The 25882-nt window shown below is 50.1% G+C and carries 27 protein-coding genes, 2 riboswitches and 2 other annotated features; of the genes, 9 read left to right on the top strand and 18 right to left on the bottom strand.

Features of this window, described 5'->3' with window-relative positions; all coding sequences use genetic code 11:
- Position 1: 1 nt before the first annotated feature.
- The 4 genes from KNO73_RS11870 to mtnK are packed head-to-tail and all read right to left on the bottom strand — an operon-like array spanning position 2 to position 4629.
- Positions 2-1405, bottom strand: a complete 1404-nt coding sequence (locus KNO73_RS11870; RefSeq protein ID WP_215112542.1) for a sugar ABC transporter ATP-binding protein — start codon at positions 1403-1405, stop codon at positions 2-4.
- A complete protein-coding gene (locus KNO73_RS11865) occupies positions 1375-2454 on the bottom strand; it encodes a sugar ABC transporter substrate-binding protein (RefSeq protein ID WP_214730203.1) in 1080 nt (359 codons plus the stop codon). Before KNO73_RS11865 ends, KNO73_RS11870 begins: the two co-directional genes overlap by 31 nt.
- Entirely contained in the window at positions 2447-3481 is a 1035-nt protein-coding gene (gene mtnA, locus KNO73_RS11860; protein ID WP_215112541.1) for an S-methyl-5-thioribose-1-phosphate isomerase, read from the bottom strand. The genes KNO73_RS11865 and mtnA overlap by 8 nt, the downstream gene beginning before the upstream one ends.
- Positions 3478-4629, bottom strand: a complete 1152-nt coding sequence (gene mtnK, locus KNO73_RS11855; RefSeq protein ID WP_215112540.1) for an S-methyl-5-thioribose kinase — start codon at positions 4627-4629, stop codon at positions 3478-3480. Before mtnK ends, mtnA begins: the two co-directional genes overlap by 4 nt.
- 82 nt (positions 4630-4711) lie before the next feature.
- Positions 4712-4814, bottom strand: a riboswitch (SAM riboswitch).
- A gap of 205 nt (positions 4815-5019) precedes the next feature.
- A riboswitch (SAM riboswitch) is annotated at positions 5020-5121 on the top strand.
- 72 nt (positions 5122-5193) lie between these two features.
- On the opposite strand from mtnK, the gene KNO73_RS11850 reads away from it, so the two are divergent.
- Genes KNO73_RS11850 through KNO73_RS11835 form a run of 4 tightly spaced genes read left to right on the top strand, consistent with a single transcriptional unit; the run spans position 5194 to position 8156 of the window.
- Entirely contained in the window at positions 5194-6348 is a 1155-nt protein-coding gene (locus KNO73_RS11850) for a 2,3-diketo-5-methylthiopentyl-1-phosphate enolase (protein ID WP_215112539.1), read from the top strand.
- Positions 6345-6995 (top strand): 2-hydroxy-3-keto-5-methylthiopentenyl-1-phosphate phosphatase, encoded by a 651-nt coding sequence (locus KNO73_RS11845; protein WP_215112538.1) that lies wholly within the window; start codon positions 6345-6347, stop codon positions 6993-6995. The genes KNO73_RS11850 and KNO73_RS11845 overlap by 4 nt, the downstream gene beginning before the upstream one ends.
- On the top strand, positions 6992-7609 hold the full coding sequence (locus KNO73_RS11840; RefSeq protein ID WP_215112537.1) for a methylthioribulose 1-phosphate dehydratase: 618 nt from the start codon (positions 6992-6994) through the stop codon (positions 7607-7609). The genes KNO73_RS11845 and KNO73_RS11840 overlap by 4 nt, the downstream gene beginning before the upstream one ends.
- 13 nt (positions 7610-7622) lie before the next feature.
- On the top strand, positions 7623-8156 hold the full coding sequence (locus tag KNO73_RS11835) for a 1,2-dihydroxy-3-keto-5-methylthiopentene dioxygenase (RefSeq protein WP_078147748.1): 534 nt from the start codon (positions 7623-7625) through the stop codon (positions 8154-8156).
- A 36-nt stretch (positions 8157-8192) separates the two neighbouring features.
- On the opposite strand, the gene KNO73_RS11830 is transcribed toward KNO73_RS11835, so the two are convergent.
- Complete coding sequence (locus KNO73_RS11830; RefSeq protein WP_214774178.1) at positions 8193-9023, bottom strand: TerC family protein; 831 nt, start codon at positions 9021-9023, stop codon at positions 8193-8195.
- Positions 9024-9277: 254 nt separating this feature from the next.
- Here KNO73_RS11830 and folE2 point away from each other — a divergent pair, with 254 nt between their 5' ends.
- Positions 9278-10189 (top strand): GTP cyclohydrolase FolE2, encoded by a 912-nt coding sequence (gene folE2 / locus KNO73_RS11825; RefSeq protein ID WP_031422071.1) that lies wholly within the window; start codon positions 9278-9280, stop codon positions 10187-10189.
- A gap of 38 nt (positions 10190-10227) precedes the next feature.
- Here the strand turns inward: folE2 and KNO73_RS11820 are convergent, their stop codons facing one another.
- The 4 genes from KNO73_RS11820 to pta form a co-directional block, all read right to left on the bottom strand.
- Positions 10228-10392 (bottom strand): hypothetical protein, encoded by a 165-nt coding sequence (locus tag KNO73_RS11820; protein WP_012727488.1) that lies wholly within the window; start codon positions 10390-10392, stop codon positions 10228-10230.
- Positions 10392-10691, bottom strand: a complete 300-nt coding sequence (locus tag KNO73_RS11815) for a rhodanese-like domain-containing protein (protein WP_041917952.1) — start codon at positions 10689-10691, stop codon at positions 10392-10394. Before KNO73_RS11815 ends, KNO73_RS11820 begins: the two co-directional genes overlap by 1 nt.
- A gap of 38 nt (positions 10692-10729) precedes the next feature.
- The gene (locus KNO73_RS11810) at positions 10730-11449 is read right to left on the bottom strand and encodes a DUF2711 family protein (RefSeq protein ID WP_215112536.1); all 720 of its coding nucleotides are present in this window, start codon (positions 11447-11449) and stop codon (positions 10730-10732) included.
- Positions 11450-11525: 76 nt separating this feature from the next.
- Positions 11526-12515, bottom strand: coding sequence for a phosphate acetyltransferase (gene pta, locus KNO73_RS11805; RefSeq protein WP_215112535.1), 990 nt, complete (start codon positions 12513-12515; stop codon positions 11526-11528).
- Positions 12516-12853: 338 nt separating this feature from the next.
- Between pta and hemQ the strand changes: the two genes are divergently transcribed.
- The gene (hemQ, locus tag KNO73_RS11800; RefSeq protein ID WP_078147751.1) at positions 12854-13630 is read left to right on the top strand and encodes a hydrogen peroxide-dependent heme synthase; all 777 of its coding nucleotides are present in this window, start codon (positions 12854-12856) and stop codon (positions 13628-13630) included.
- Between the two features lie 75 nt (positions 13631-13705).
- Positions 13706-13852: a hypothetical protein gene (locus KNO73_RS11795; protein WP_012727492.1), complete on the top strand. Its 147-nt coding sequence runs from the start codon at positions 13706-13708 to the stop codon at positions 13850-13852.
- Between the two features lie 3 nt (positions 13853-13855).
- Here the strand turns inward: KNO73_RS11795 and KNO73_RS11790 are convergent, their stop codons facing one another.
- The gene (locus tag KNO73_RS11790; protein WP_215112534.1) at positions 13856-14794 is read right to left on the bottom strand and encodes an ATP-grasp domain-containing protein; all 939 of its coding nucleotides are present in this window, start codon (positions 14792-14794) and stop codon (positions 13856-13858) included.
- A gap of 153 nt (positions 14795-14947) precedes the next feature.
- Here KNO73_RS11790 and KNO73_RS11785 point away from each other — a divergent pair, with 153 nt between their 5' ends.
- Entirely contained in the window at positions 14948-16438 is a 1491-nt protein-coding gene (locus KNO73_RS11785; RefSeq protein ID WP_211782161.1) for a potassium/proton antiporter, read from the top strand.
- A 41-nt stretch (positions 16439-16479) separates the two neighbouring features.
- Here KNO73_RS11785 and trpA read toward each other — a convergent pair whose 3' ends face one another.
- The 5 genes from trpA to trpD are packed head-to-tail and all read right to left on the bottom strand — an operon-like array spanning position 16480 to position 20705.
- Positions 16480-17247, bottom strand: a complete 768-nt coding sequence (trpA, locus tag KNO73_RS11780) for a tryptophan synthase subunit alpha (protein WP_215112533.1) — start codon at positions 17245-17247, stop codon at positions 16480-16482.
- Positions 17244-18431, bottom strand: coding sequence for a tryptophan synthase subunit beta (trpB, locus tag KNO73_RS11775; protein ID WP_215112532.1), 1188 nt, complete (start codon positions 18429-18431; stop codon positions 17244-17246). The genes trpA and trpB overlap by 4 nt, the downstream gene beginning before the upstream one ends.
- Entirely contained in the window at positions 18428-18982 is a 555-nt protein-coding gene (locus tag KNO73_RS11770; RefSeq protein WP_214685314.1) for a phosphoribosylanthranilate isomerase, read from the bottom strand. The genes trpB and KNO73_RS11770 overlap by 4 nt, the downstream gene beginning before the upstream one ends.
- Positions 18958-19719, bottom strand: a complete 762-nt coding sequence (trpC, locus tag KNO73_RS11765) for an indole-3-glycerol phosphate synthase TrpC (RefSeq protein ID WP_215112531.1) — start codon at positions 19717-19719, stop codon at positions 18958-18960. The genes KNO73_RS11770 and trpC overlap by 25 nt, the downstream gene beginning before the upstream one ends.
- Entirely contained in the window at positions 19716-20705 is a 990-nt protein-coding gene (trpD, locus tag KNO73_RS11760; RefSeq protein WP_215112530.1) for an anthranilate phosphoribosyltransferase, read from the bottom strand. Before trpD ends, trpC begins: the two co-directional genes overlap by 4 nt.
- A gap of 55 nt (positions 20706-20760) precedes the next feature.
- Positions 20761-20988 (bottom strand) — a binding site (T-box leader).
- Positions 20989-21036: 48 nt separating this feature from the next.
- Positions 21037-21265 (bottom strand) — a binding site (T-box leader).
- Between the two features lie 194 nt (positions 21266-21459).
- Between trpD and KNO73_RS11755 the strand changes: the two genes are divergently transcribed.
- On the top strand, positions 21460-22821 hold the full coding sequence (locus KNO73_RS11755; protein WP_215112529.1) for an amino acid permease: 1362 nt from the start codon (positions 21460-21462) through the stop codon (positions 22819-22821).
- An 83-nt stretch (positions 22822-22904) separates the two neighbouring features.
- On the opposite strand, the gene KNO73_RS11750 is transcribed toward KNO73_RS11755, so the two are convergent.
- The 3 genes from KNO73_RS11750 to KNO73_RS11740 form a co-directional block, all read right to left on the bottom strand.
- Entirely contained in the window at positions 22905-24401 is a 1497-nt protein-coding gene (locus tag KNO73_RS11750) for a murein hydrolase activator EnvC family protein (protein WP_214815340.1), read from the bottom strand.
- A gap of 421 nt (positions 24402-24822) precedes the next feature.
- On the bottom strand, positions 24823-25188 hold the full coding sequence (locus KNO73_RS11745) for a DUF423 domain-containing protein (RefSeq protein ID WP_074035530.1): 366 nt from the start codon (positions 25186-25188) through the stop codon (positions 24823-24825).
- A gap of 12 nt (positions 25189-25200) precedes the next feature.
- Positions 25201-25806: a trimeric intracellular cation channel family protein gene (locus KNO73_RS11740; protein ID WP_012727503.1), complete on the bottom strand. Its 606-nt coding sequence runs from the start codon at positions 25804-25806 to the stop codon at positions 25201-25203.
- Between the last annotated feature and the right edge of the window lie 76 nt (positions 25807-25882).

Raw genomic sequence — 25882 nt, 5'->3', positions numbered from 1 at the left:
GTCATGCGCCTCCTTTCTCTGCAAGTTGTCCACGGTCGAGCCAAAGAATTCGATTGGCGACCCGTTCGAGCTCGTGTCGCTCACTCGAGGTGAACAATACGGTCTTCCCTTGTTTCGCGAGTGCAATGACGCGTTCATATACGTCTTGTTTCGCTGCGATATCAATTCCTTTTGTCGGTTCGTCGAGCAGATAAATGTCTCGGTCTTCGAGTAACCATTTGCTAAAGACGACCTTCTGTTGATTTCCACCACTCAGCTCACGAACCGGTTGTTTCACGTTCGCATAACGGACGCAAAGCGATGCCAATACGTCCGAAACGCGAGTTGCCTTTCCTGCGACAGCAATCACGTTCCGTTCAATCGTCTCGTCTAAAAATAATCCATGACGACGTCTCTCCTCTGGAACGAGTGCAAATCCTAAACGTACGGCGTTTTCCGGTTCTTTGATCACATGTTCTTTTCCATCGATTGTGATGGATTGACGAATCCCAGAAAGACCGAACAACGCTTCCATCAGTTCCGTCTTCCCACTCCCCGTCAATCCTCCAATCCCGAGCACTTCTCCGCGATACGCTTCAATCGAAATCTCCGATTGAAACGCCGGAAGGGTCAACTGCGCGGACAAACAAATCGTGTCTTCCGGCACCGCCTTTTCTAACGCCGCATCAAATGTTGTCCCACTCAAAAATGTCTGCACCGCTTCTGAAGAGAGCGATTGGTACGGTCCATCGTACACGACACGTCCGTCCCGAAGAAACGTAGAGGTCGACGTGACCCGGGTGAGCTCGTTTGAACGATGCGTGACCAATACAATCCCGACTCCTTCTGCCGCAAGCTTCTGTAACAATTCCAGTAAGGCGTCGGCATCCTTTTCCGATAAGGCAGCGGTCGGTTCGTCGAGGAGCAAATACTTGGCATCGCTCTCGAGTGCCCGAGCGATGAGAAGGCGCTGTTTCACGCTGAGCGGGAAGTGACCGGCTGGACGCGTTGGATCGACCTCTAAACCGACTCGGGACAACACACGTTTCGCTCGCTGTTTCAAACGTTGCGGACGAATCCGCTTCACTTTCTGCCATGGAAGGACATTCTCATACACAGGCAAGTCCAAATAGAGCGCATCATCCACTTCTTGCGACACCGTGATGATGCCATGACGAATCGCTTCCGCTGGTGTGAGGCGGATTGATTTTCCATCAATGGACAACTCGCCGGACGTCGGTTCAGCCGTTCCGTTTAGCAGTTTGATGAGCGTACTTTTACCGGCCCCGTTCAGACCGAGAAGCCCATGAATGTCTCCCGGCTTTAAACTGAAGGATAGTTGATCGAGCACCGTGACGTCACCATACTGTTTCGTGATTCGTTCCAAGCGAATCATCAGTCGGTCTCCTTCATCCAATCCGACCATGCCGCATTCGATTCGCCCCAACCTGGCACGTACTGTCCAAGGTCATCCATCGTGACAGGCTCATCCGGTAAGACGTCACGGTCCACTAGATATGGGTCGACCGAATGAATGGAAGGCGTCTCTTCCCCGACCACTTTTTGATAAGCGTATCGGACTTGAATGCGGCCAATTTCGGCTGGATCTGTGGCAGCTGTCACTTTCCACGGACTCCCCTCTTCTTGCATGAGTTGCAAGTCTTCGTCACTCAAGTCAATCCCGTAAACGGCAATCTCGTCACGGCCTGCTTGCTTGATGGCACGGCTCGCCCCTTTGGCGAACTCATCCCACATCGCAAACACCGCATCAATTTCGCCTTCCGGGTACTTCTTCAAAATCGCCTCCATCTGGCTTTGCGTATCGAGCGCCGTGTTGTTCGTCGCCGAACCGAACTTTGCGACTTCCTGGATGCCGGGATAGCGTTTCAAGAATGCATCATAAATCGTATGTCGACGTTCCATCGGGGTGAATCCACCGACCCAAATCGTGACGATGTTCCCTTCCCCGTCCAAATCTTCCGCGAGTGCTTTTAGCGAGCGCCATGCGAGTGAATAATCGTCTTGGTCGATGACCGTCACGCCTTCATTCGTCAAATCGTTATCGAATGCGACAACTTTGATGCCTTTGTCGAGCGCCCGTTGAACAGGCTCTTTCAAGGCATCGGCACGTCCGTGGTCAATCAAGATCACATCGACTCCTTGCGTCGTCGCCGTATCGACATAACTCGCCATTTTCGACAAATCATTTTCGGCGTTATACACTTTCACGTTGCCACCGAACGCTTCGACTTGCTCGGTCACCCCTTCGATATACTGCGAAGAGAACGTCCCGATCGACATCTGCATGACGAGGGCGACTTCTAGATTTTTCGGAAGCGTCTCATTTGAGACGTTGACGGTTTTCGCTTCCGTTTTACTTGTTGTCGTAGTCGTTTTCGGTTGAGCCTGTTCGTTCGTGCATCCGGCAAGTGCCAGGATGACGGTCAACAGGAAGAAGATGATTTTTTTAGACATATGTGTTTCCTCCTACATGTTCTACAATGACCGACTCAGTCGGTTCGAGCACACCTGTCTCTGTAATTAGACCGGTAATCAGTTCGGGTGGTGTCACATCAAACGCCGGATTGAAGACGGTGATGCCGACGAGTGCCGTCGGATGTCCCCCGATATGGGTCACTTCATGCGCGTCCCGTTCTTCGATTTGAATCGTGTCATCTACCTCTAAATCGAATGTCGAATGCGGAGCAGCCACATAGAATGGGATGCCGTAATGCTTCGCCAAAATCGCAAGCTGGAGTGTTCCGATCTTGTTGGCCGTATGACCGGTACGGGTGATGCGGTCCGCCCCGACGATGATAGCATCGATTTGTTTCGTCTGGATGGTCCAGGCCGCCATGTTATCTGTAATCAGTGTGACATCGATATCTGCCCGGTCGAGCTCCCATACGGTCAGTCGTGCTCCTTGAAGCAGCGGTCGCGTTTCGGACGCGAACACCCGAAACGGGATGCCACGCTCTTTCCCGACATAGAACGGCGCGAGCGCGGTACCGTATCGTGACGTCGCGATGGCACCGGCGTTACAAATCGTCAATACGTTGCCACCAGCGGGTAACACGGTGAGCGCATGTTCCCCAATCGTGCGATACGTAGCCACGTCTTGTTCAAAGATTTCAATCGCACGCTGCTTGATTGCTTTTGCAATCTGCTCAAAGTCCTCCCCCACATTCAATCGAAGGAGTGATTCGATGACATGCTGTAGGTTGACCGCGGTCGGTCTTGTCGCAATCAACCGTTGACCGACTTGATTCAATTGGAGATGAAAATATGGATTATCTTGCAGACGTGACGCTTCTTTCGCAAGGACAAACGCTCCGAAATAAGCGATGGCCGGTGCACCGCGAACTTGAAGCGACTTGATTACCTGCTCGGCCTGTTCAAGCGTCAACACTTCGACATAGCGCTCTTCTTGCGGCAACAGCGTCTGATCTAAAATCGTCAACACTTCCGTGTCGGCATCGAAATGAATACTTTGCACACTCATACGCGCACCTCCGACAAGACTGGAATCAATTGATCGATGGATTGAATTTGATGGCGCTGTTTGATGAGACGCGTACCGAGCTCTAAGGCGTGGCGTTTCCGTTCGATGCGAAGGTCGTCTGGTAATGTCTCTAAGTCGGCGACTCCAGCCAGACCGACAGTCCGCCGAATCAATTCGCAGCCTGCGTAGCCGATGGCGTCACTCAAAATGGATGGCAACAGTTCGTCCACGAATCCTACTGTGTTGAACGGCTCTGCGGCCTGTGTAAAGCGGGTACGGAACGTTTTTTCGAACGTCTCCCAGACGGTGAGTACTTCTGTGAAGCGTTCGAATCGTTTCAACGGATGCGCATACGTTGAGAACACCAGATGAGCAATGATTTGACCAATGTCAAAGCCGAACGGACCGTAAAACGCAAATTCGGGATCGATGATTTTTGTTTCTTGACGGGTCGCAAAAATGCTTCCTGTATGTAAATCCCCGTGCAGTAGCGCTTCGTGCTTCGTCACGAACCCAACCTTCAATTTGGTCACTTCAATTTTCAAAGCGAGGTCTGACCAGAGTTGCTCCACATCCGGACGAAGGACTGGCTCGATTTGATTCGATTCTGCGTCGCGATACGGGTCGGTGAAGATCAGTTTCTCCGTGATATCGCATAGCTCTGGATTGTAATACTCTTTTTCGATTTGTTTCTTCACGAGCGGTCCGTTCGCGTAGTCAGACGTCGCAAACAACGTTTCCCCGAGGAATGTACCGACGTGACGCGCCAAATTCGGATAGCTCTCTCCTTTTAGGAAGCCCGTCCGAACGATTTCGAACGATGATAAATCTTCTAAAATCGTATAGGCGAGTTCACGGTCGCTACCGAGTACATCCGGTACGAACTGAGGAACGACCTTAGAAAATTCACGGAGTGCCAGTTGTTCAATCCACGACCGGTCAAGCGTGAGCGGCCAGCTCTCCCCCACGACTTTTGCGTACGGCAACGCCTGTTTCACGATTAATGACGTTTCTCCTTGATGAATGCGAAAGACGAGATTTAAATTGCCATCCCCAATTTCCTCACATTCTGCAATCCCCTCTTCTAGTAACCCCAATTGTCGAACGTGTTCGACGACACTCTGTTCTGTAAACGCCTCATAAGCCATGATGGTTTTCCCCTTTCTTAACTCTATGCATGAAAAAAGCCCCTTTCTCCGCGAGAAAGAGGCACACCCAAATTGGTTGTTCCTCTCATCTTTCAGACATGTGTCTGGTGGATGTAGCACCGTGCCAAATGGTCGGTTGCTGCGGCGTCTTAGGGCCAATTCCCTCTGCCAACTCGCGATAAGAGTAAATGATGTAATTGTGTTTGACGTGTTGAGACGAATATTACGGACTAGGCATGCTAGTTGTCAATCCTCTATTTTCAGTCGCCCACTTATTTTCGACACGCATATATAGAAACATTATTTTTAAACTTTTTTTCTCAAAAAAAGGAATTGACGAGTGAGCGATTCTATGTAAAAATTCAATTAAATTTCACAACTTCACAACTATTCTTATCAAGAGCAGACGGAGGGACAAGCCCGATGATGTCGCAGCAACCGACCAGAAATGGCACGGTGCTAATTCTTGCAGCTAACGCTGAGAGATAAGAGTTCATTGTTTTTTTGAATGACCTCTTGCCTTGGCATGAGGTCATTTTTTGTTTGACCTGAAAGGAGGAACTTATGGGAATCATCGCTACTTATGAAATCAAACATACCGATCACGTCGAGCGTGTAGCTGAGAAAATCGCACATGAGCTGACCGTCGGGACATGGACCGAGTTGAACCATCTCGAACAATATCAACTGCAAGCGTTCCGAGGTGAGGTCATCGCCACGTCCCAACAAGAAACGACAAGTCGCTTCTCGATTCGCTACCCGCTACATAACGTGACACCGGACTTTTCGTCCATTCTGACGACGACATTCGGAAAACTGTCGCTCGACCCAAACGTCAAACTCGTCGACCTCTTGCTTCCAGAGGAGCTCGAACCGGACTTTCCGGGTGCCGCATTCGGAGTCGAAGGGGTCCGCGACATCCTTCGAGTACACGACCGACCGCTCGCCATGAGCATCTTCAAAGGCGTCATCGGACGAGACCTTGATTTTTTGGCGACACAACTCCGGGACCAGTTCGCAGGCGGCATCGACCTCGTCAAAGACGATGAAATTCTATATGACAATCCGCTCACCCCGTCGCTCGAACGGGCACGGATCGGGGCATCGGTCATCCGGGAGCATAAAGAAACGACCGGTCGCTCCGTTCTATACGCCGTCACGTTGAGCGGACCCGTTTTCACCTTACGCGACCAGGCGAAGCGATTGATTGAGGCAGGCGCGACCGCACTCTTATTCAACGTATATACGTATGGGCTCGACGCATTGCGAGAGCTCGCCAAAGATCCTGAGATTCATGTCCCGATTTTGGCACATCCCGCTTTTGCCGGAGCGTTGACCGGATCGATTCGTCATTCCCTACTCTTCGGGAAACTGATTCGACTCGCCGGGGCGGACTTGACGCTCTTCCCTTCGCCATACGGTTCACTGTCGACACCGAAAGACGAAACACAACAGATTCAAACGTACGCGACGGAACCCCATTGGACGAAACCGATTCTGGCGGTCCCCTCTGCCGGGATTCACCCAGGACTCGTCCCGGATTTGATTCGTGACTTCGGAACGGATGTCGTCATCAATGCCGGCGGCGGGATTCACGGACACCCAGACGGTGCGGCTACCGGAGCGAGGGCGTTCCGCCAAGCGATCGATCAGGCAATCGGTAAGACGAGCGAGACTGATGCCTTATCGACTGCATTAGATGCGTGGGGTGCGCGATGAGTACGCACGTCATCTGTGATTTCGACGGAACCATCACGGAAGAAGATAACATCATCGCATTGATGCGACGGTTCGCCCCACCTGAATGGGTCGAACTCAAAGATGGTGTGTTGAACCAAACGCTCTCCATTCGCGAAGGTGTCGGTCATATGTTCAGCTTGCTCCCGAGTGAACAGGAATTGAAGTACCGTGAATTTCTTCAGTCGACCATAACGTTTCGACCAGGGTTTATCGAGTTTTTACAGGAGACACAGTCATGCGGCTTTCGATTTGATGTCGTCAGTGGGGGCATGGACTTTTTCGTCCATCCGATTTTAGAAGGTTACGTCGCACCGGAACACATCTTCTGCAATCATGTTGATTTCTCTGGAGAGACGGCACGCGTCACATGGCCTCATTCATGCGATGCCCATTGTTCGAACGATTGCGGATGTTGCAAACCGACGATTGCCCGACAGATTGTCTCACCTACCGACACGTTGATTGTCATCGGGGACTCCGTCACCGATTTTGAAATCGCCAAACGTGCCGACGTCGTGTATGCGCGCGGTCAACTGATTTCGCTATGCGAGGCGGAAGGACTCCACTATGTTCCGTTCGAGACATTCTATGACATTTCAGCTCACATGAAAGGAGTGAACGTATGACCGTAAAAGAACGATGGGTAGAACTTGCTGACATTAAAGACGAGCTTGCCGCACGAGATTGGTTTCCTGGGACGAGTGGCAACTTGGCGATCCGCGTATCGGACGACCCGTTGACGTTCCTCGTGACAGCAAGTGGTCGTGATAAACGAAAGCGTACGGATGAAGACTTCGTTCTCGTCGATGCGACCGGTCAATTGATTGGAGAGCAAACAGGCAAACCGTCCGCGGAGACGTTGCTACACGTCGAAATCTTTAACAAGACGAACGCAACCTGTTCCCTTCACGTGCACACGGTTGACAATAACGTCATCTCAGAGCTTTACGCGGCGAACGGACATGTCACGTTCGCGGGTCAAGAAATCATCAAGGCACTCGGCTATTGGGAGGAAACGGCAAGCGTCCAAATCCCGATCATCGAAAACCATGCGGATATTCCGACGCTCGCCCGTGCATTTGCCCCACATGTCACAAGCGATGCAGGTGCCGTCCTCATTCGGAACCACGGAATCACCGTTTGGGGCGAGACGCCAGCTGCGGCAAAACGTTATTTAGAAGCATATGAATTTTTGTTCAGCTATTCATTAAAATTACGCGCCTTAGGCGTCCATTCATAAGGAGGAATTCAACATGGCAACGATTTATTTCCAACAAACAGAAGAACGCGTCAGCGACCAACAAGAGGTACGTGCCTTTTTAGAATCACGAGACATCCTTTACGAAGCATGGGACATCGCAAAGTTACCGGCTTCTCTTCAGGAAAATTACCAACTGACAGACGAAGACAAAGAAACTATCTTGGCGACGTTCCGTGACGAGATTCAAGATGTATCAGCACGACGTGGCTACAAGACGGCTGACGTCATCTCGCTATCCGATGCGACACCGAATTTAGATGAACTGCTCGTCAACTTCCAAAAAGAGCATCATCATACAGATGACGAGGTTCGTTTCATCGTCAGTGGTCACGGCATCTTTGCGATTGACGATGCAGAACGCGGATACTTCAATATCGAACTCAATCCAGGTGATCTCATCTCCGTGCCGGTCAACACACGTCATTACTTCACATTACAAGAAGACCGTCAAGTCGTCGCCGTTCGTATTTTCGTGACGACTGAGGGCTGGGTGCCGATTTACGAAAAAGAAAATGTGCAGGCATAAGAAAAGGTCTCTCGCTTAAAAACGAGAGACCATTTTTTAATGTTTAACCGCCGTCGGTTTCGATGAGAACCAGCCCCATGTCGCAATCCCGACCATGACTGACCAGAAGAAAATCGTCCAAGCTGTCGAGTGGACGAACCCGTCTGGGAGTCCCATGAATGCGAACGGTGTCCCGGCAATCAATTCTTTGAATCCTGGGTGTTCAAGTACGAGCACCGTCAATTTGACCCCGACCCAACCGACGATGATGAAAGCAGCCGTTTCAAGAGATGGGCGTTGATGGAGCAACTTCACGAAAATACGAGCCGCAAATCGCATCAAGACGACCCCGATGAGGCCACCCGTCAAGACAACGAAGAACTGACCCGAGTCAATCCCACCAATCTCACCGAGACCGAGTGGTGGCAAGCTGACCGCAAGCGCGACCGCTGCTAAGATTGAGTCGACCGCAAAGGCGATGTCCGCAAACTCAACTTTCGCAACAGTGAGCCAAAACTCTTTCTTCGATACCGGTTTTTCTGTGACAGCCGTTTCTTCCTTGGCTTCAGCCGCCAACTCCTGTTTCGGCTCCATCTTTCTCGCCTTATAGGTCATATACAGGTGTCGCGCACTCATCCCGATTAAGTAGAGCGCACCGAGTGCCTGTACTTGCCATACGTTGATCAAGAACGAGATTAAGAACAATGCGATAAATCGGAATACGAACGCTCCTAAGAGTCCGTAGAACAATGCCTTCTTCTGCTCTGTGCGCGGCAAGTGCTTGACCATGACGGCCAAGACGAGCGCGTTGTCTGCAGATAACAAGCCTTCCAAACCGACGAGTACGACGACGATCCAGGCATACTGCAGGACTAACTGCCAATCCATAAAAACATCTCCTTTTTTCTTTCAATTCCTTCATATTTAATAGTGATCTATTTTTTAAGTTCACAGGACCATTTTATTCCCGTTCACAAAGTAAATCAATCCTCTTTCTTCAATATCTGAAAGATTTTTTTGCGATTGCATATTGAAAACATGTTATGAGAGCAAAATCATACCCGTTCAGCCATCATTTCGTGATAAAATCCTAACAAGAACGAGTGGTGCTTTAAACCGCTCGAAAAAAGGAGAATCCGATTATGTCTACAAGCCATGTCGCTTTACCTACTAAAGCAGAACGACATAAATTGTTCGGGTCGGTCCCACCGATTAAAGGAACAAAGCCGACCGAGAAAGAACAAATGGTCGATTTACAAAATACACCGAAAAACTTCTTATTTGCCCTCGACAGTGTCGGCATCTCAAACGTGAAGCATCCTGTGAACATCGAGACGCCAGATGGGATTCAGTCAACGGTCGCTACATTCGAATTGACGACATCGCTCGTACAAGACCGTAAAGGGATCAACATGTCTCGTTTGACAGAGCAGCTAGACGCGTACCATCAACAAGGATGGACAGTATCGAACCGCTCGTTAATCGAATTCGCACAGGAGCTTGCCGAGCGGATGGAACAAACGGAAGGTCAATTGACAATCCGTTACCCGTGGTTCTTCACGCGTAAAGCACCTGCGACAGGTCTTAGCGGTTTGATGAACGCCGATGTCATGCACCGTGTGACGTACAACCTTGAAACGGGCGTCGCAAACGTGACAGTCGGTCTCGTCATCAACGTCACGACGCTTTGCCCATGTTCAAAAGAAATCAGTGAATACAGTGCCCATAACCAACGTGGATACATCACGATCGAAGCAGGTCTTGATGAAACGTCAATGGACGGATTCGACTGGCGTGCCGCCCTTCTCGATGCAGCGGAGTCGAACGCCTCAGCACCACTCCACCCGGTCCTCAAGCGTCCGGATGAGAAACGTGCGACTGAAATCGCATACGAAAATCCACGTTTCGTCGAGGACATGGTCCGCTTGATTGCGGCTGACTTGTACGAGATGAAACAAGTCGTGAACTTCTTCGTCGAATGCCGTAACGAAGAGTCGATTCACCAACACGATGCCATCGCATCGATCACATTCGATAAGCGTCAAGACGCATAAAAAATGCGGAACCTCTGTTAAAGAAGGTTCCGCATTTTTTATAGACTTGTCACGAGTTCAATCGTCAATAGGATGATGATGAGCATCACCCACACTGCCCAGACGAGTCGCCACTTCTCCCAGTCAAATCGCTTCATCACCGCATAGACCGTGAGGTAGAGCGCGATAAGAAGGGGTACAACGACCCAAGGATTCTCTAGCATCACGCCTCGATGTCGCCGTCCCAAGCGAGCATTCCGCCGTCGACATTGACGACTTTGTAGCCTTGCGACTCTAAGTAATCACACGCCGTCTGACTCCGTCCACCTGAACGACAGATGACGTGATAGACATTGTCTTGTGCCAACTTTTCTGTCACTTGTGGGAATTCCGATAATGGATAGAGTGGTACGTTCGGGATATGCCCTGCCTCATATTCATCTTGTTCGCGCACATCGATGATATGGAGAGACTCCCCGTTCTCTAATTTTTCTCTTAATTCTGTCGCATGAATACTTTGCATACATAGTTCCCCTTTCAATCATGGATTTCTCTTTTAGTTTACCTCAGCTTATGCTCCGACAAACTCCAGTTGATGGTCGTCTCAGCATCACAATAGAACCCTTCGAGCTCGCATCGTTCGACGACCTGTTCGATCAACGCGCGATTGCCACAAAACAACGTGAAATGGCTATCCCAAGGTGGGACGATGAGCCATTCGTGTTGATAACCGAAAAACGTCCGATGTTGCATGCCCCACGTATCAGCGGCTAGCGTCTCACTGAGATGGATGAGATGCCGTTCCGTACAGAATTCGTCTCCGGTCCAGATCCAGCCTTCTCCCATTTCCAAAAGTACACGCAACACTTGATTCTTTTGTAGATCCGATAGTTCCCCTTCACCTGGTGGGAGCACATTCTCACGTTCGCAATATTCGATGATTCGATTCGCCCCTGCTCGATCTTCGGCATGTGGTTTTAGCGCCCTAATCATCGTTCGGAGCGCATGGTCGATACTGCTCACGTCACGAAAACCTAGTCTTCGCCTCATCTCTTCCCATGTAACGGCCCGAAATTGCTGTTCGACCTCGTTTTTGTCCAGAGCGGCATAACATTCCACCGCGGCGGAGTGATCTATTGGAGCAAGGAATGGATGAAACGCGATGAAGACCGTTTCAAATACGCCTTCATAATACGTCTTAATTGGGTAGTCATCCCCACCGCCAAACATGGCGTAACGATGTCCTTCAGGTAACAAAACGCTCTCATCTAGTTCGTCCATTTCAACACTCCTTTCTTGAATAGTTTATAACGGACCATCAAAAAAAGCACCCTTCTCTAAGAAGGATGCTCCGGACTTACGCTTCGTTGCGCTCGTCGATTGCTTGTGCTGCTGTGATGAGCGTCAATTTGTAGACGTCCTCTTCGTTACAACCGCGTGATAAGTCGTTCACTGGTTTGTTGAGACCTTGAAGGATTGGACCGATCGCTTCGAATCCACCGAAACGTTGAACCATCTTGTAGCCAATGTTCCCTGCTTCAAGACTTGGGAAGACGAATACGTTCGCCTTACCAGCAACGTCAGAACCCGGTGCTTTCTTCGCCGCTACACTAGGGACGAATGCCGCATCGAATTGAAGTTCTCCGTCGATTGGAAGGTTCGGTGATTTTTCTTTCGCAAGGCGTGTCGCTTCCACAACCTTCTCTGTTTCAGGTGACTTCGCAGAACCTTTCGTCGAGAAGCTAAGAAGTGCGACTTGTGGGTCGATGCCGAACGTCTTCGCTGTCGCTGCCGACAAGAACGCGTTCTCTGCTAAGTCCGCTGCGTCTGGTGCAATGTTGATTGCACAGTCCGAGAAAACATATTGCTCGTCGTCACGTACCATGATGAACACACCTGACGTCTTTTTGATGCCTGGTTGCATTTTGATGATTTGTAGTGCCGGACGTACCGTATCAGCCGTCGCGTGCATCGCGCCTGAGACAAGACCTTCTGCTTTGCCTGTGTGAACGAGCATTGTTCCGAAGTAGTTCACGTCTGACGTAAGGAGTTCGCGCGCTTGTTCAGCCGTTGCTTTTCCTTTACGACGCTCGACGAATGATTCGACGAGAACGTCGATGTCTTCGTATGTCGCTGGGTCATATTGTGTCAAACCTGAGATGTCGAAACCGTGTTTCGCCGCAACCGCTTCGAGATCTGCTTTCGCACCGACGACGATCGGTTCTACCATACCGTCTGCTTTCAATCGAACAGCGGCTCCAAGAACACGATCATCGATACCTTCCGGGAAGACGATGGTCGGACGAACCGGGCTAACTTTTTGCTTCAACGTTTCAAATAATTTCATAACGAATGAACCCCTTTTCTCAATTTACAGCATGACTGCTAATGGTTTTGCCGTTGACTTGTGTCTTTACGCGATTTCAATTATACACAGTACCCTTTTCAAAATAAACTATTCTGCCCATTTCGCCATAAATCGCTTAGAATCAATCATTATATGAATAGAACAGTTTCGACAAATCGACTGATACAGCCATTTTTGTAGCCGTTTTCATGTTTCTGTCCTCTGTTCTTTACCCGTCATGAATCGTGATAACCCTCACAGTGCCTCAAAGTTGCCAGTCAGTGAAGCGTGTATGGTAAAATAGACGGCGAAGCCAAGTCCCGAAAGGAGATTTTTTTATGTCAGAACGTCCAGTACCTACAACAGATACACAACATGCCGCCGCCACATTAGACGGATGGTATACACTTCATGATTTCCGCACGATTGATTGGGCTCGTTTGAAACTCGTCGATGCTGAAAAGCGTGAACAGATGATTGAGGAGTTCACTGCGTTCCTCGCCTCACTTGAAGAAGTGGAAGCAAAAGGTGAAGGAAGCCACGCCTTCTACTCGATTCTCGGCCAGAAGGCGGACCTCGTCTTGATGGTTCTTCGTCCAACATTCAACGAACTTGAAGACGTCGAGCGCGCATTCCGCAAAACAGCGCTATACGACTATATGATTCCGTCGTATTCATACGTGTCGGTCATCGAGCTCGGGATGTATCGCGGATCTGGAGACGGGGACCCGTATCAAAACCCTCATATCCGTTCACGCCTCTATCCGACACTTCCAAAGGCCGCACACATCTGTTTCTATCCGATGAGCAAGGCTCGTCGCGACGGTGACAACTGGTACATGTTGTCGATGGATGAACGTAAGGACCTCATGTATCGCCACAGCATGATCGGCCGTAGTTACGCTGGTAAGATTCAGCAGTTCATCGGTGGGTCGACTGGATTCGACGCATGGGAATGGGGCGTCACGCTCTTCGCTGAAGATTCACTTCAGTTCAAGAAAATCGTTTACGAGATGCGTTTTGATGAAGTGAGTGCGAAATACGGTGAGTTCGGCGACTTCTACGTTGGGAACATCTTACCGAAAGAAAATTTGAGCACATTCTTTAGCGTGTAAAAGGTTTACGCGTATAACACCTCGGGAATTAAGGATAATGTAAGCAAGTAATCTTAATTAACGAGGTGAACAACGATGCGCGTGTTTAAAGAAACCGATCGCGACACTGCGGAACGTTTAGATTCGTTCATCGAACGAATGGCACCGACAGCAGAATTAGTCCAACATCGATTTGAAGAGCAACTCAAACATACACAGCAAAAGGGTCAGGCGAGCGCCTGACCCTTATTTTGTCGTAGTGACGTGAAGTGCGTCGCCTAAGAAAGTAGCCAATTCAAGCATTCCGTAGCGTCCCGCTTTCGCTTCAGCATCGGAATTGTAGTTCGTGTTCGTATTGACGTCATAGGCGTAGACATTGCCGTCTCGGTCTCGAATGATCTCAATCCCCGCAATATCGATCGCATTCGCTTTCAAGAACTGTTCGAGCTTTTGAATGATCGGGTCATCGAATCCTTCGACGATTTCAAACTTCGCCGGTGGCGTCTCCCCGACCGGACAGAACTGGTCTTCAATCGAGCAGGCATCTGCCGGACAGAGCTCGAATCCTTCCGACGTGTCGACACGGACCGCATAAAAGAACTTCCCACCGATGAATTCGCAGCGGGTAATATACGGTTCTGGGGATTCGATATACTGTTGAATGAGCGTGATGCCGTCAACCGAGTCCTCGAACGAGGGACCATATACATATTCTTTGAGTCCTTCGATCGTATGGAATAATTGGACCCCGAGTCCTTTCCCTGCACGGTTATGTTTCGTGATGAACGGTGTCAAACCTAACCGCTCAGCCGCTTCGATGATTTGCGCCTTACCGACTGCCGCAATCGTCTTCGGCACGCGAATCCCTTCACGTCGAAGCGCCGTGTATTGATTGACTTTACTCATTTCGAGGCGGATGGCACGTGTGCCGTTGAACACGGTCCGGTCGTTTGCCTCTAACCAAGCGAGGACGCCTTCCGTCAATTCTGGTGCGTACCGATGCCCACGTGTGTGCGAGGAGGCACTCATCCGATTATAAAAGACACCTTCCGGGGGCATTGCTTCGAGATCAATCGTCCCTTGGTCCAAGTGCCACAATTCATACGGCAAGTTCAATTCTTCTAAACGGTAGACAAGGTGGTTCGTCCATTCTTCGTTTTCATGAATGACGTGAATTTTAGACATCATCATTCCTCCTTCTATGGTGTGTTTACTCTACCACATTCATAACCGATAATTCCAATGTGTACAGTTCTCCTAATCCTCAATTCTGAAATATCAGACGATTTCATGGTATAATGAACTTAAGAGTATTGTTTCAGAAAGGAAGTGTTGTGTTTGCCCGTACCTGTTATAAGTACTGATGTACTCATTTTACTCTTCGGTCTACTTCTCGTAGCCGGTGTCATGGCGACACGAATCTCGACTCGATTCGGCTTGCCCGCCTTGATTTTATTTATGGGAATCGGCATGATCATGGGAAGTGACATTACTGGTCTCATCTTCTTTGACGACTCGAATTTAGCGCAGCTGATCGGAGTCGCTGCCTTGATTGTCATTTTGTTTGAAGGGGGTCTTCAAACGAAATGGTCATCAATCCGGAGCGTCCTCGCCCCTTCTGCCTCGCTGGCGACGCTTGGGGTATTGATTACTACAACAGTAGTCGCCGTGGCCGTTCGTTTCGTATTTGGTTTCGATTGGATTGAATCTTTCTTGTTCGGTGCGATTATCGGTTCGACCGATGCAGCGGCCGTCTTTGCCGCATTTAAAGGAAAGAACATCTCACCGAAAGTCGGTGCGACTCTCGAAGCCGAGTCCGGCACGAACGACCCGATGGCGATGTTTTTGACGATTCTCGCCCTCGACTTTATGATGAAGCCGGATACGACCATTTGGGATGGGGTATGGATGTTCGTCCTTCAAATCGTCGTCGGGGCATTGATCGGCTTCATCCTTGGACAACTGTCTCGTCTCATGTTGAATTATTTGAGACTTGATTCGAGCGGATTACATGCCGTCCTTATGATTTCCATGGCGTTCCTCACTTATGGTGTCACAGCTTACTTATTGGGAAGCGGATTACTCGCCGTCTATATCGCCGCCATGATTGTCGGAAATGCGGACACGGCGCATGAAGTGACAATCGTCCAATTCTCAGAAGCACTTGCGTGGATCATGCAAATCATCATGTTCGTCATCCTTGGATTGCTTGTCTTCCCTCGTCAACTCATCGAACCGGACTTGATTTGGAAAGGACTACTCATCTCATTCGTCCTCATGTTCCTGGCACGTCCGATCGCCGTCTATTTATCGACACTAGGCATGGCATTTACGAGAAAAGAAAAGTTGTTCATCTCATGGGCTGGTCTAAAAGGCGCCGTACCGATTGTCCTTGCGACATTCCCGCTTATTGCCGGTACCGAAAATAGCCAACTGTTATTCAATGCCGTCTTTTTCGTCGTCGTGACGAGCGCCCTGATCCAAGGGACGACGTTGACGCCACTTGCCGAGAAGTTAGGGTTGCTCGGTCCGGATAAGATCCGTTCCCCATACACAATCGCCCTCGTCTCAAGCAAACAGTCTCAACATAAGCTCGTACCTTATGTGGTCACATCAAGCTCCTCTATGATTGGAAAGACATTGGCGGACATCACGCTCCCACCAAACACTGTCGTGAACGCCATCGTCCGAAACGAGTACTTGATTCCACCGAACGGTCAGACAGTCATCGAAGAAGGTGACCTCTTATACGTGCTTGCCTCGATGTATCGTCATGATCAACTCGACCAAACATTTGGTGAAGATGGGCTAGACCGAGTGGAATTATGAGTAAACGAATAACCGGCGCCTCATTTGAAGCGCCGGTTTTCTTATACGTGCAAGTGTTTTGTTGATTGAATCAACGTCTCAACATCTTCTGTCCGTCCTTCATGAAGTGCCTCGACGATGAAGCTCCCGACGACGACACCGTCACACGCCTGTCCTAACGTCTGCACTTGCTCCGGACGATGGACTCCGAATCCTGCTAAGACGGGAACACGTGACTGCTCTGTCAATCGCGTTAAGTAGGCGAGTAACTCGTCCGGGAATACATCCGCTTTCCCGGTCGTTCCTTTGAGCGTGACCGCATACACGAATCCTTCCGCTTTCTCTAAGATGGATGCCGTACGCGCTTCGCTACTCGTCAACGTGACGAGCGGAATGACGGCGACGTCATGCCGATTAATATCTGCGAATAACTGGAGACTCTCCTCAAACGGAAGGTCAGGAATAATGACCCCGCTCACCCCACATTCGTTCGCCCGATCAAAGAACGGTTGGACCCCGAACCGAAACACTGGATTCAAGTAGGTCATCAAGACGATTGGAACGTTAAATTGATTATTTCCTTCTATTAAATGGTTCAATATCATTTCAAGCGTCACACCTGCTTCAAGCGCGCGCATTCCTGCCGCCTCAATGATTGGGCCATCCGCTACCGGATCAGAGAAGGGGATCCCGAGTTCAATCGCCGTCGCACCCATCCGCTCTAGTTCGACGATGGTCGGGATGAGCCGTTCTATCCCGCCGTCACCGGCCATGATATACGGAACGAACGCCGCTCCTTCTCGCTGTCGAATCGCTGTCTCTAGTTTCATCGTGTCGCCACCTTCTCTCGGATTGTATGGACGTCTTTGTCTCCGCGCCCTGATAAACAAATCACCAGTGTATCGTTTTCTCCCATCGTCTTCGCGAGCGTCTCTGCGTAAGCAAGGGCGTGTGAAGACTCTAAGGCAGGAATGATTCCTTCTTGTCGGCTGAGTGCGAGACACGCGTCGAGTGCCTCGTCATCCGTGACGGCTGCATAGCGCACCCGCTCAATGTCTTTCAAGAAACTGTGCTCTGGTCCTACCCCTGGATAATCGAGTCCAGCTGAAATGGAATGGGCTTCCTCGATTTGACCCGCTGCGTCTTGCAGAACATACATGAGCGACCCATGTAAGACACCGACTTCCCCTTTTGTGAGGGTCGCTGCGTGTTTATCCGTATCGATGCCACTTCCAGCCGCCTCGACACCGTAGAGCGCGACCGACTCATCGTTTAAAAACGGATAGAACATCCCCATGGCGTTGCTCCCTCCGCCGACACAAGCGACGACGGCATCCGGAAGGCGTCCCGTCTGTTCGAGGATTTGACGACGTGTCTCTGTTCCGATCACGCTTTGGAAATCACGTACCATCTGCGGAAATGGATGCGGTCCGAGAACGGAACCCATCACATAGTGCGTATCGTCGACATGTTTGACCCAGTAACGGAGCGCTTCATTGACGGCATCCTTTAAGGTGCGACTTCCTGATTTGACAGGGACGACTTTCGCCCCAAGAAGTTCCATCCGAAACACGTTCAACGCTTGTCGCTCGACGTCGACCTCACCCATGAAGATGGTACATTCTAAATCGAGTAGTGCGCATACTGTTGCCGTCGCGACACCGTGTTGTCCCGCGCCTGTCTCGGCAACGATTTTCTGTTTCCCCATCCGTTTCGCCAGGAGCGCCTGCCCGATCGTATTGTTGATCTTATGGGCACCGGTATGGTTCAAGTCTTCACGTTTCAAATAGACGTTCGTCCCGAGGCGACGACTTAGGTTCGACGCATAATAAAGTGGTGTCTCACGTCCCACGTATTCACGTAATAAGGAAGAGAATCGTTCTTGAAACTCAGGATCTTGCTTCGCCTCTTCATAAGCGACCTCTAATTCTTCGACCGCCTGCATGAGCGTCTCTGGAATGTACTTCCCACCATATTGTCCAAACTTCCCGTTCACTGGTTGTGCATACATCATAGTTCCTCCTTGGCGCGTTGAATGAACGCACAAATTTTTTCGATATCTTTCACACCGTCCGTCTCGACACCGCTCGAGACGTCGACGCCGTCTGGTTGGATGAGTTGAATCGCTTGTCTCACATTCTCCGGGGATAGCCCGCCCGCTAGCCAAAACGGACGCTGCGGCCGGTCGATTGCGCCCCAGTCTAACACCTGTCCACTTCCCGGATTCGGATGATCCATCAATCGTACATCTGCCGTTTCCTCGGTCGACGCATCGATGATGGGCAATCCGAAGATACGGAGTTGTTCCATTGACTGCGTCCGATGGTGAATTTGTAAATCCGTCAGTCCTACATTCAACGTTTCCTCAATCTCTTCCATTGAAGGACTTAAAAACACACCAACGATTCGAACCGATTCCGGGATGTGTGCGGCCAGTGTCTTCGCAGTCGCCACGTCGATTTGACGGGAACTCGGGGCGAAGACAAACCCGATGGCATCCGCTCCCGCCTCGACCGCCGCCTCAACAGCTTCCTTTGTTTTTAGTCCACAGATTTTAACGAACATGTTTTCAACTCCTCGAGTAATCGGGTCGGGTCCTCTTCACGCATGAGTGCTTCCCCGACGAGAATGGCGCTTGCTCCAGCTTCTTGTAAACGCGCAGCCGCCTCGACCGAACTGACCCCGCTCTCGCTGACGAATGTGACCTCAGGATAGCGTTTCATCAAATCAATCGATGTTTCGAGGGATACCTCGAACGTTTTTAAGTCTCTGTTATTGATGCCGATCAACACGTCATCAAGTTCGAGGGCGATGCGCAACTCCGCCTCATCATGTACTTCCACTAAGACGTCGAGACCGATGGAGCGCGCATATCGCGTCAACTCCTGAAGACGTGTCGGATGGAGTGCCGCCACGATAAGAAGTGCCACACTCGCTCCGTAATGCTTCGCATAGTCCAGTTGTCGTTCATCGATGATGAAATCTTTGCAGAGCACCGGGATGGTGACGACATCGGCGACTTTTCGCAAGTCGTCAAACGAACCGTTGAAGTATGTCGTGTCTGTCAAAACGGAAATCATCGTCGCACCGGCTTGTTCGTATTGACGCGCCCGTTTGGCGACGTCGACCGTTTCCCGAATCATTCCTTTCGAGGGGGACGACCGTTTGATCTCTGAAATGATATGGAATCCCTCGCTCATCACATGTAGTAGAGAGATTGGTTTCGTCACGGGGACATCGATGGGCTGCATGCCGCTAACCTCTTCCATTTTCGTTCCGATGATTTTTGTTAAATAACTCATGCTTCGACCTCCGTCCGTTGTAAGTTTTGTAATACCCGTAAGGCGTGTCCTTCATCGATACTACGTTTTGCCTCTTTTACTCCTGCACGAAGTGTCGCGGTTGTGCCATACGTGCAAAGGGCAAGTGCTGCGTTCAATAAGACGACGTCGCGTGCCGGCCCCGTCTCTCCGTTCAATACGGCGACGAGGGTTGCGGCGTTCTCTTCTGATGTTCCTCCACGAAGCGCTTCGAGGGGCGCCCGCATCAAGCCGACATCTCGTGGGTCGACCGCATAACGCGCCGTCTGTTCCTCATCAAAGAAGTACACGTCGTTCACACCGGCGAGGCTCGCTTCATCGAGTCCACCTGCTCCATGGACGACCATACCTCGCTCCACGCCGAGATGACGCATCGCGGTCGCCATCTTCTCGAGTAACGATGGATGATAGACACCGACAAGTTGTCGTTTCGGGCGAAGCGGGTTCGTTAACGGTCCGATTTGGTTGAAGATGGTCGCCGTCGCGAGTCGTTTCCGGACCGGCATGACGTGCTTCATGATCGGATGGACATGCTGGGCGAAGAGGAAACTCAAGTTCGTCCGTTTCAAGTCAGCATGTACTTCCGCTGCCGTCTTCACGATCGGAACGTTCAGTGCCTCTAAGACGTCCGCGCTCCCGGATCGACTCGAGACGCTTCGATTTCCGTGCTTGGCGACTGGAATGCCAAGACCCGCCAATACAAAGGCGACGGTCGAACTGATGTTGAACGTATGCGCCCCGTCGCCGCCGGTACCACAAACATCGAGTACGGGTAAATCGCTTTGAGGGAACTGTGCCACTTCACGGATGTATGCCGCGAGACCTGCCATCTCTTCTGCTGTCTCACCACGCTCTTTCATCGCCAGCAGTACTCGTTCGATTTGCGCTTCATCCGCTTGGAACATCTCGCTTGCCGCCACTTTCATATCTGCTGTTGATAATGCGTTTGTCTCCAATTGTTGAATCATCGTCTGTTCCCCCTCTAAAAATGTGTATAAAAAAACTCCATACGACAGTCGTCGTATGGAGGACGGTTCAATACCGCGGTGCCACCTCTCGTTGATTCCAAAGAATCCACTCTCCGATGCAATCACATCGTATCCCGATAACGGGGGAAACCGTCACGACCTACTCTCTTCAGCCATGCTCTCATGAGCCCATTCACGCGGACGCCTCGGTCAGGATCTCACCATCCCTGACTCTCTGGACGAAACGTCTTCTCGCTCTACTCTTCTCAATCCTCGATTTATATTATTGAAACGAAAAAGGGGTCACCCGTCTCCTCATAGCCTGCGCTATAAGAAGGACGAGTAACCCCGTGGTGCCACCTTCGTTGGTTCCAAAGAACCCACTTCACGGACAATCATCCGCTTCCCCGTGATAACGGTGGGTAACCCGCTAAAGCCTACTCAAAGTTCGGTTTAGAGCTCAGAAGTCCATTCGCGACGTCCCATATACTGATTCGCACCAACCATCAGCTCTCTGTCATACAGGATTCGTCGTTACTTCTCTTCGTCGACGCCTTTATTCGTTTCAGTTAAGTTAATTCGTACTATACAGGGCAGATGAATCCATGTCAAATAAAAAAATTATAAAAACTTTGCCTCTATATGTGCATCCAAAAATGAGAAACCTTCATCGATTTTTCGAATTGACATTGTTTTTTTTCGTCTGCTATAGTCGTCCACAACAACATTTCACTCAGCTAAAGGAGAATCGATTTTGGAAACAAATAAACTAAAGCGCGAGCTGTCCACCCGGCAACTTACGATGATTTCCCTCGGGAGCGCCATCGGAACCGGGCTGTTCCTCGGAAGCGGTCTCGCGATTCAAACCGCTGGCCCGAGCGTGCTCGTCAGCTATGCCATCGGGGCGTTCATCGTCCTCTTACTCATGGGTGCTCTCGCCGAAATGACGGTCGCCCATCCAACATCCGGATCATTCGGAACGATTGCCGAGCGATACGTTCATCCACTCGCCGGTTTTCTCGTCCGTTACTCTTACTGGGTCGCGAACGTACTGGCTGTAGGAGTTGAAGTCAGTGCCATCGCCATCTACATGCGCTACTGGTTCCCAGATGTGAACGGGTTCGTTTGGGTCGCCCTCTTCGGTGGACTACTCATTTACGTCAACGCCCGTCACGTTCACACGTTCGGAACGACCGAATACTGGTTATCCTTCATCAAAGTAACTGCCATCATCTTATTCATCGTCCTCGGTGCCGCCACATTGTTCGGCGAACCAGAATCACCGATTGAGTCAATCACGACAGGAAACGAAGGCTTCTTCGCGTTCGGTTTTTACGGAATGTGGGTGACGATTTTCATCTCCCTCTTCAGTTTCCTTGGAACCGAACTTGTCGCTGTGACAGCGGGAGAAGCGAAAGACCCGGACCAGGCTGTACCACGCGCTTTACGCGCGACCGTGTTCCGCTTGACGTTCTTCTATGTCGTCACGCTCGCGATCATGCTCATGCTGATCCCATGGCAGCAAGCCGGGATCGACCAAAGTCCGTTCGTGCTCGTCATGGAACAGTTTGATGTCCCGTTCGCGGCAGGCATCCTCAACTTTGTGATTTTGATCGCCGCCTTGTCTGCGATGAACGCGCAGCTTTACGCGTCGACACGTATGATGTACTCGCTTGCGGAAGCCGGCGATGCACCGAAAGCGTTCAAAAAAATCAGCAAAAATGGGATCCCGATGTTCGCGCTACTCGTTTCAACGGGCGGGATCGTCCTCGCCGCTTTGCTACAAGTATTCATGGAGTCATCGTATCCATTCTTGATGGGAATTTCGATGTTCGGAGCTATTTTCACTTGGTTCATGGTCTTCGTCTCCCACTTGTTCTTCCGTAAAAAATGGACCGGACGAAAACTCCCTGTCCGCATGATGGGGTATCCATTCCTCCCATTGCTCGGGGCGGTCTTACTGCTCAGCCTGATGATCACGACATGGTTCACGGATTTCAACATCTTGTTGAAGTTTGGCGTACCTTGGTTGATTGGGTTGACGATTATCTATTACGTGCGTGAACAAATGCGTAAAAACCAAAATCGTTCAAGCGACATCGAGCAAGCCAACTAACGAGTATCCCTTCGCAATCGCGGAGGGATTTTTTACGCACAAAAACTCCTTTCGCAATCGAAAGGAGTTTTCTGGTTGATGCATCAGAAGAACTGACGCGGGTTGACCGTGCTACCTGCGCTCGTTGCCGAGTATGAGTAGCCGCCTTTATGAATCTCAAAGTGCAAGTGCGGACCTGAAGAGTTCCCTGTGTTTCCAAGTGTCCCGATGTTCGACCCTTGCGTCACACGCTGTCCAGAGCTGACAGATACCGAGTTCATATGCGCATAGACCGTGGTCCAAACTTGACCGTTGATCACGTGTGCGATCATGACGTGGTTCCCGTATGCGCCACCCCAACCTGCACGAATGACCGTACCTGTCGCAGATGCGCGAATCGGTGTCCCTGTTGGACCAGCGATGTCTACACCGTTATGGAACGTGTAACCAAACGCACCGCTCGCCGGACCCCATCCTTGTGAGTAGCGTCCTGAAGCCGGTTGAATGAACATCGAACTAGACGGAGCTGGCGTCGATGTCGTCGGCGCCGGTTTTGGCTCTGGTTTCGGAGCTGGCGTTGGAGCCGGTGCCGGTTTTGGAGCTGGCGTTGATGCCGCCGTGTTGTTTGAAGACGACGAAGACGGGGTATTCGATTTATTGTCTTGCTTTTGTTGAGCAGCTTGACGAGCTGCTTCCGCTTCTCGTTCTGCCTCTGCCTGACGGGCAGCCTCAGCTTGACGTGCAGCTTCTGCTTGGCGGGCTTCTTCCGCCTTACGTGCCGCCTCTTGACGAGCTGCTTCTTCCGCACGACGACGGGCTTCCTCTTCTTCCCGACGCTGCGCTTCGATTTCAGCCGCGATTGCCTGTTCTTGAGCGACTAATGTTGCTTCAATCTCTTGAAGGTCAAAGATTTGCGATTCGAACTTGATGTTCTTCTCTTCAAGCTCTTTGATGCGTTTTTCACGTTGCTTCATTTTCTTCTCAAGCTCGGCTTGACGCACTTCGAGTGCTTTTTGTTGTTCAAGAAGTGAAGCACGCTCTGCTTTCAAGTCAGCCTGCGCTTCTTTCAACGAACGCTGTGTCGCTTCATAGTCATCGAACAACTCTTGGTCACTACGCTGAATCGTTCCAGCTGTGATCATACGTGTCACGAGATCAGAGAGATTTTTTGAACCGAAGATGAACTCAGCCCAGTTGATTGAACCGCCACCGTTCTTTTGCATCGTGGCCATACGCTCTTTCATCATCGCTTCTTGCGCCTTCATTTTTTCTTGGTAATCTTTAATGTCGGCTTCAAGATCCTCGATCTTCATCTCGGTGCGCTTGATTTCTTGGCGTTTCATGGCGACATCATTGATGATGTCTTGCAATTGTGCGTCCATTTTGTTGACCTCAGCCTGAACTTTTGAAATCTCTTCCTTGTTTCCTTCAATTTTTGAAGATGTTTCTGACTGGTCTTTTTTCACACTGTCGCGCTTTTCTTTTACTTTTTGTTGTTGTTCTTGTTTCTCTTTAATCGAAGTCGATGCATCCGCAACTGTATGTGTGCTGATGAGCATCACACCGAGCGTCAACGTCGAGACTGTGCGTTTCCAATTCATGAATGGGGTACATCCTTTCTTAAATGACAAACGTGAGTACCTACTACACTACATATTTAAAGCCGTTTCAGTATGTAACAAAAACGATCATTTGGTTGAGTTTCAACACGACTAATTATATCTAACTGATAGATATTTTCCTGTTAAAGTTATATTTCAATTTTATTACGCAAGAACAAAGGTTCGGACAATGAATGCATAGAACTTATTATTTACCAATACCTTTTCAGACTGTTCGATTTGACATCTTTCTGTAATGTTTTATGTAAATAGAGAACGTTTTACCTTATTTTAAAATAATAAGCGAATAGGGCTGTATATCCCTTTTCCAATTAATGGGGTGACTCATCAAAAAAATCCATGCCGTCGCTGCATGTGAACATGAGCAAAGGCATGGATATCGAATAAATGGATTCTCAAGTTATAGTTTCATCGCACCGACGATGACAAAGATCCAGGCAGCGATGAATAACACGCCGCCAATCGGTGTCACGGCTCCGAGTTTTGTAATTCCCGTCAATGCCATGACGTACAAGCTTCCTGAGAAGAAGACGATCCCCGCAAACATGAGCCAACCGGCCACGTTGAACTGGCTGATGCTCACGCGCATGAGGAGCGCTGCAATCCCAATGATTCCAAGCGCGTGCACCATATGGTAGAGCACACCTGTCTGCCAGTTTGCCAACATGTTTGGCGCCAATCTCTCTTTTAGCGCATGGGCGCCGAATGCACCAAGTGCCACACCGAGTGCCATCAATCCGGCACCAATCATTAATAAGATTTTCATTTCCGTTCCCCCTTATCTGACTTTACGTGCTGGTAAATTCCACTTCCGATAGTAGGATATCACTCGAAGTGTCGCGACGACAATTAATAATGCATAGACGGCAAGGCCGCCTTCGAGCTTGAAGTAATACGTGATGACCGCAATGAGAATCGCCCAAATCGCATACACTTCAGATTGTAAGACGAGCGGTTTTCGTCCGGCTAGTAAGTCGCGGACCACACCTCCGCCGACGCCAGTCAAGACAGCCGCCGCAATCGCAGCAGATAAAGGTAAATCAAGCTTGATGGCGACCTGCGCCCCTTGAAAGGCAAACGCGACGAGACCAATGGCGTCGACAATGACACCCCAGCGTTCCCAATGTGGCAATACGACACTCGGGAGCAGGAAGATGAGGAGTGCGACAAGAAAACATAAAATAAATAAATCATTCTGTTGCCAAATTAAGCTGACGGGGTTTCCTAATAGGACGTTTCGGATCGCGCCGCCTCCGAAGGCAGTGATAAACGCCAGTAACCAAACCCCAAAAATATCGTATTTTTCATCCATCGCAATGATGGCTCCGCTCGCCGCGAACGCAATCGTTCCGACGACGTTGAGCAATTCCCATTCCATGAACATCCCTGGCCCTTTCTTCAACGCATTGTATGGTAAAGTATAGTTACAAAAATTCAGGTCAGTCGTGCGACTGTCGTAA

Source organism: Exiguobacterium sp. s83 (assembly GCF_018617095.1).
Taxonomy (GTDB): Bacteria; Bacillota; Bacilli; order Exiguobacteriales; family Exiguobacteriaceae; genus Exiguobacterium; species Exiguobacterium profundum.
The sequence above is the reverse complement of the archived record's forward strand: the minus strand, read 5'-3'. Positions and strand labels throughout refer to the sequence as shown.

Coding starts and splice junctions, on each gene's coding strand:
- KNO73_RS11870 (WP_215112542.1), bottom strand. CDS start 1,405: ATGGTCGGATTGGATGAAGGAGACCGACTGATGATTCGCTTGGAACGA.
- KNO73_RS11865 (WP_214730203.1), bottom strand. CDS start 2,454: ATGTCTAAAAAAATCATCTTCTTCCTGTTGACCGTCATCCTGGCACTT.
- mtnA (WP_215112541.1), bottom strand. CDS start 3,481: ATGAGTGTGCAAAGTATTCATTTCGATGCCGACACGGAAGTGTTGACG.
- mtnK (WP_215112540.1), bottom strand. CDS start 4,629: ATGGCTTATGAGGCGTTTACAGAACAGAGTGTCGTCGAACACGTTCGA.
- KNO73_RS11850 (WP_215112539.1), top strand. CDS start 5,194: ATGGGAATCATCGCTACTTATGAAATCAAACATACCGATCACGTCGAG.
- KNO73_RS11845 (WP_215112538.1), top strand. CDS start 6,345: ATGAGTACGCACGTCATCTGTGATTTCGACGGAACCATCACGGAAGAA.
- KNO73_RS11840 (WP_215112537.1), top strand. CDS start 6,992: ATGACCGTAAAAGAACGATGGGTAGAACTTGCTGACATTAAAGACGAG.
- KNO73_RS11835 (WP_078147748.1), top strand. CDS start 7,623: ATGGCAACGATTTATTTCCAACAAACAGAAGAACGCGTCAGCGACCAA.
- KNO73_RS11830 (WP_214774178.1), bottom strand. CDS start 9,023: ATGGATTGGCAGTTAGTCCTGCAGTATGCCTGGATCGTCGTCGTACTC.
- folE2 (WP_031422071.1), top strand. CDS start 9,278: ATGTCTACAAGCCATGTCGCTTTACCTACTAAAGCAGAACGACATAAA.
- KNO73_RS11820 (WP_012727488.1), bottom strand. CDS start 10,392: ATGCTAGAGAATCCTTGGGTCGTTGTACCCCTTCTTATCGCGCTCTAC.
- KNO73_RS11815 (WP_041917952.1), bottom strand. CDS start 10,691: ATGCAAAGTATTCATGCGACAGAATTAAGAGAAAAATTAGAGAACGGG.
- KNO73_RS11810 (WP_215112536.1), bottom strand. CDS start 11,449: ATGGACGAACTAGATGAGAGCGTTTTGTTACCTGAAGGACATCGTTAC.
- pta (WP_215112535.1), bottom strand. CDS start 12,515: ATGAAATTATTTGAAACGTTGAAGCAAAAAGTTAGCCCGGTTCGTCCG.
- hemQ (WP_078147751.1), top strand. CDS start 12,854: ATGTCAGAACGTCCAGTACCTACAACAGATACACAACATGCCGCCGCC.
- KNO73_RS11795 (WP_012727492.1), top strand. CDS start 13,706: ATGCGCGTGTTTAAAGAAACCGATCGCGACACTGCGGAACGTTTAGAT.
- KNO73_RS11790 (WP_215112534.1), bottom strand. CDS start 14,794: ATGTCTAAAATTCACGTCATTCATGAAAACGAAGAATGGACGAACCAC.
- trpA (WP_215112533.1), bottom strand. CDS start 17,247: ATGAAACTAGAGACAGCGATTCGACAGCGAGAAGGAGCGGCGTTCGTT.
- trpB (WP_215112532.1), bottom strand. CDS start 18,431: ATGATGTATGCACAACCAGTGAACGGGAAGTTTGGACAATATGGTGGG.
- KNO73_RS11770 (WP_214685314.1), bottom strand. CDS start 18,982: ATGTTCGTTAAAATCTGTGGACTAAAAACAAAGGAAGCTGTTGAGGCG.
- trpC (WP_215112531.1), bottom strand. CDS start 19,719: ATGAGTTATTTAACAAAAATCATCGGAACGAAAATGGAAGAGGTTAGC.
- trpD (WP_215112530.1), bottom strand. CDS start 20,705: ATGATTCAACAATTGGAGACAAACGCATTATCAACAGCAGATATGAAA.
- KNO73_RS11750 (WP_214815340.1), bottom strand. CDS start 24,401: ATGAATTGGAAACGCACAGTCTCGACGTTGACGCTCGGTGTGATGCTC.
- KNO73_RS11745 (WP_074035530.1), bottom strand. CDS start 25,188: ATGAAAATCTTATTAATGATTGGTGCCGGATTGATGGCACTCGGTGTG.
- KNO73_RS11740 (WP_012727503.1), bottom strand. CDS start 25,806: ATGTTCATGGAATGGGAATTGCTCAACGTCGTCGGAACGATTGCGTTC.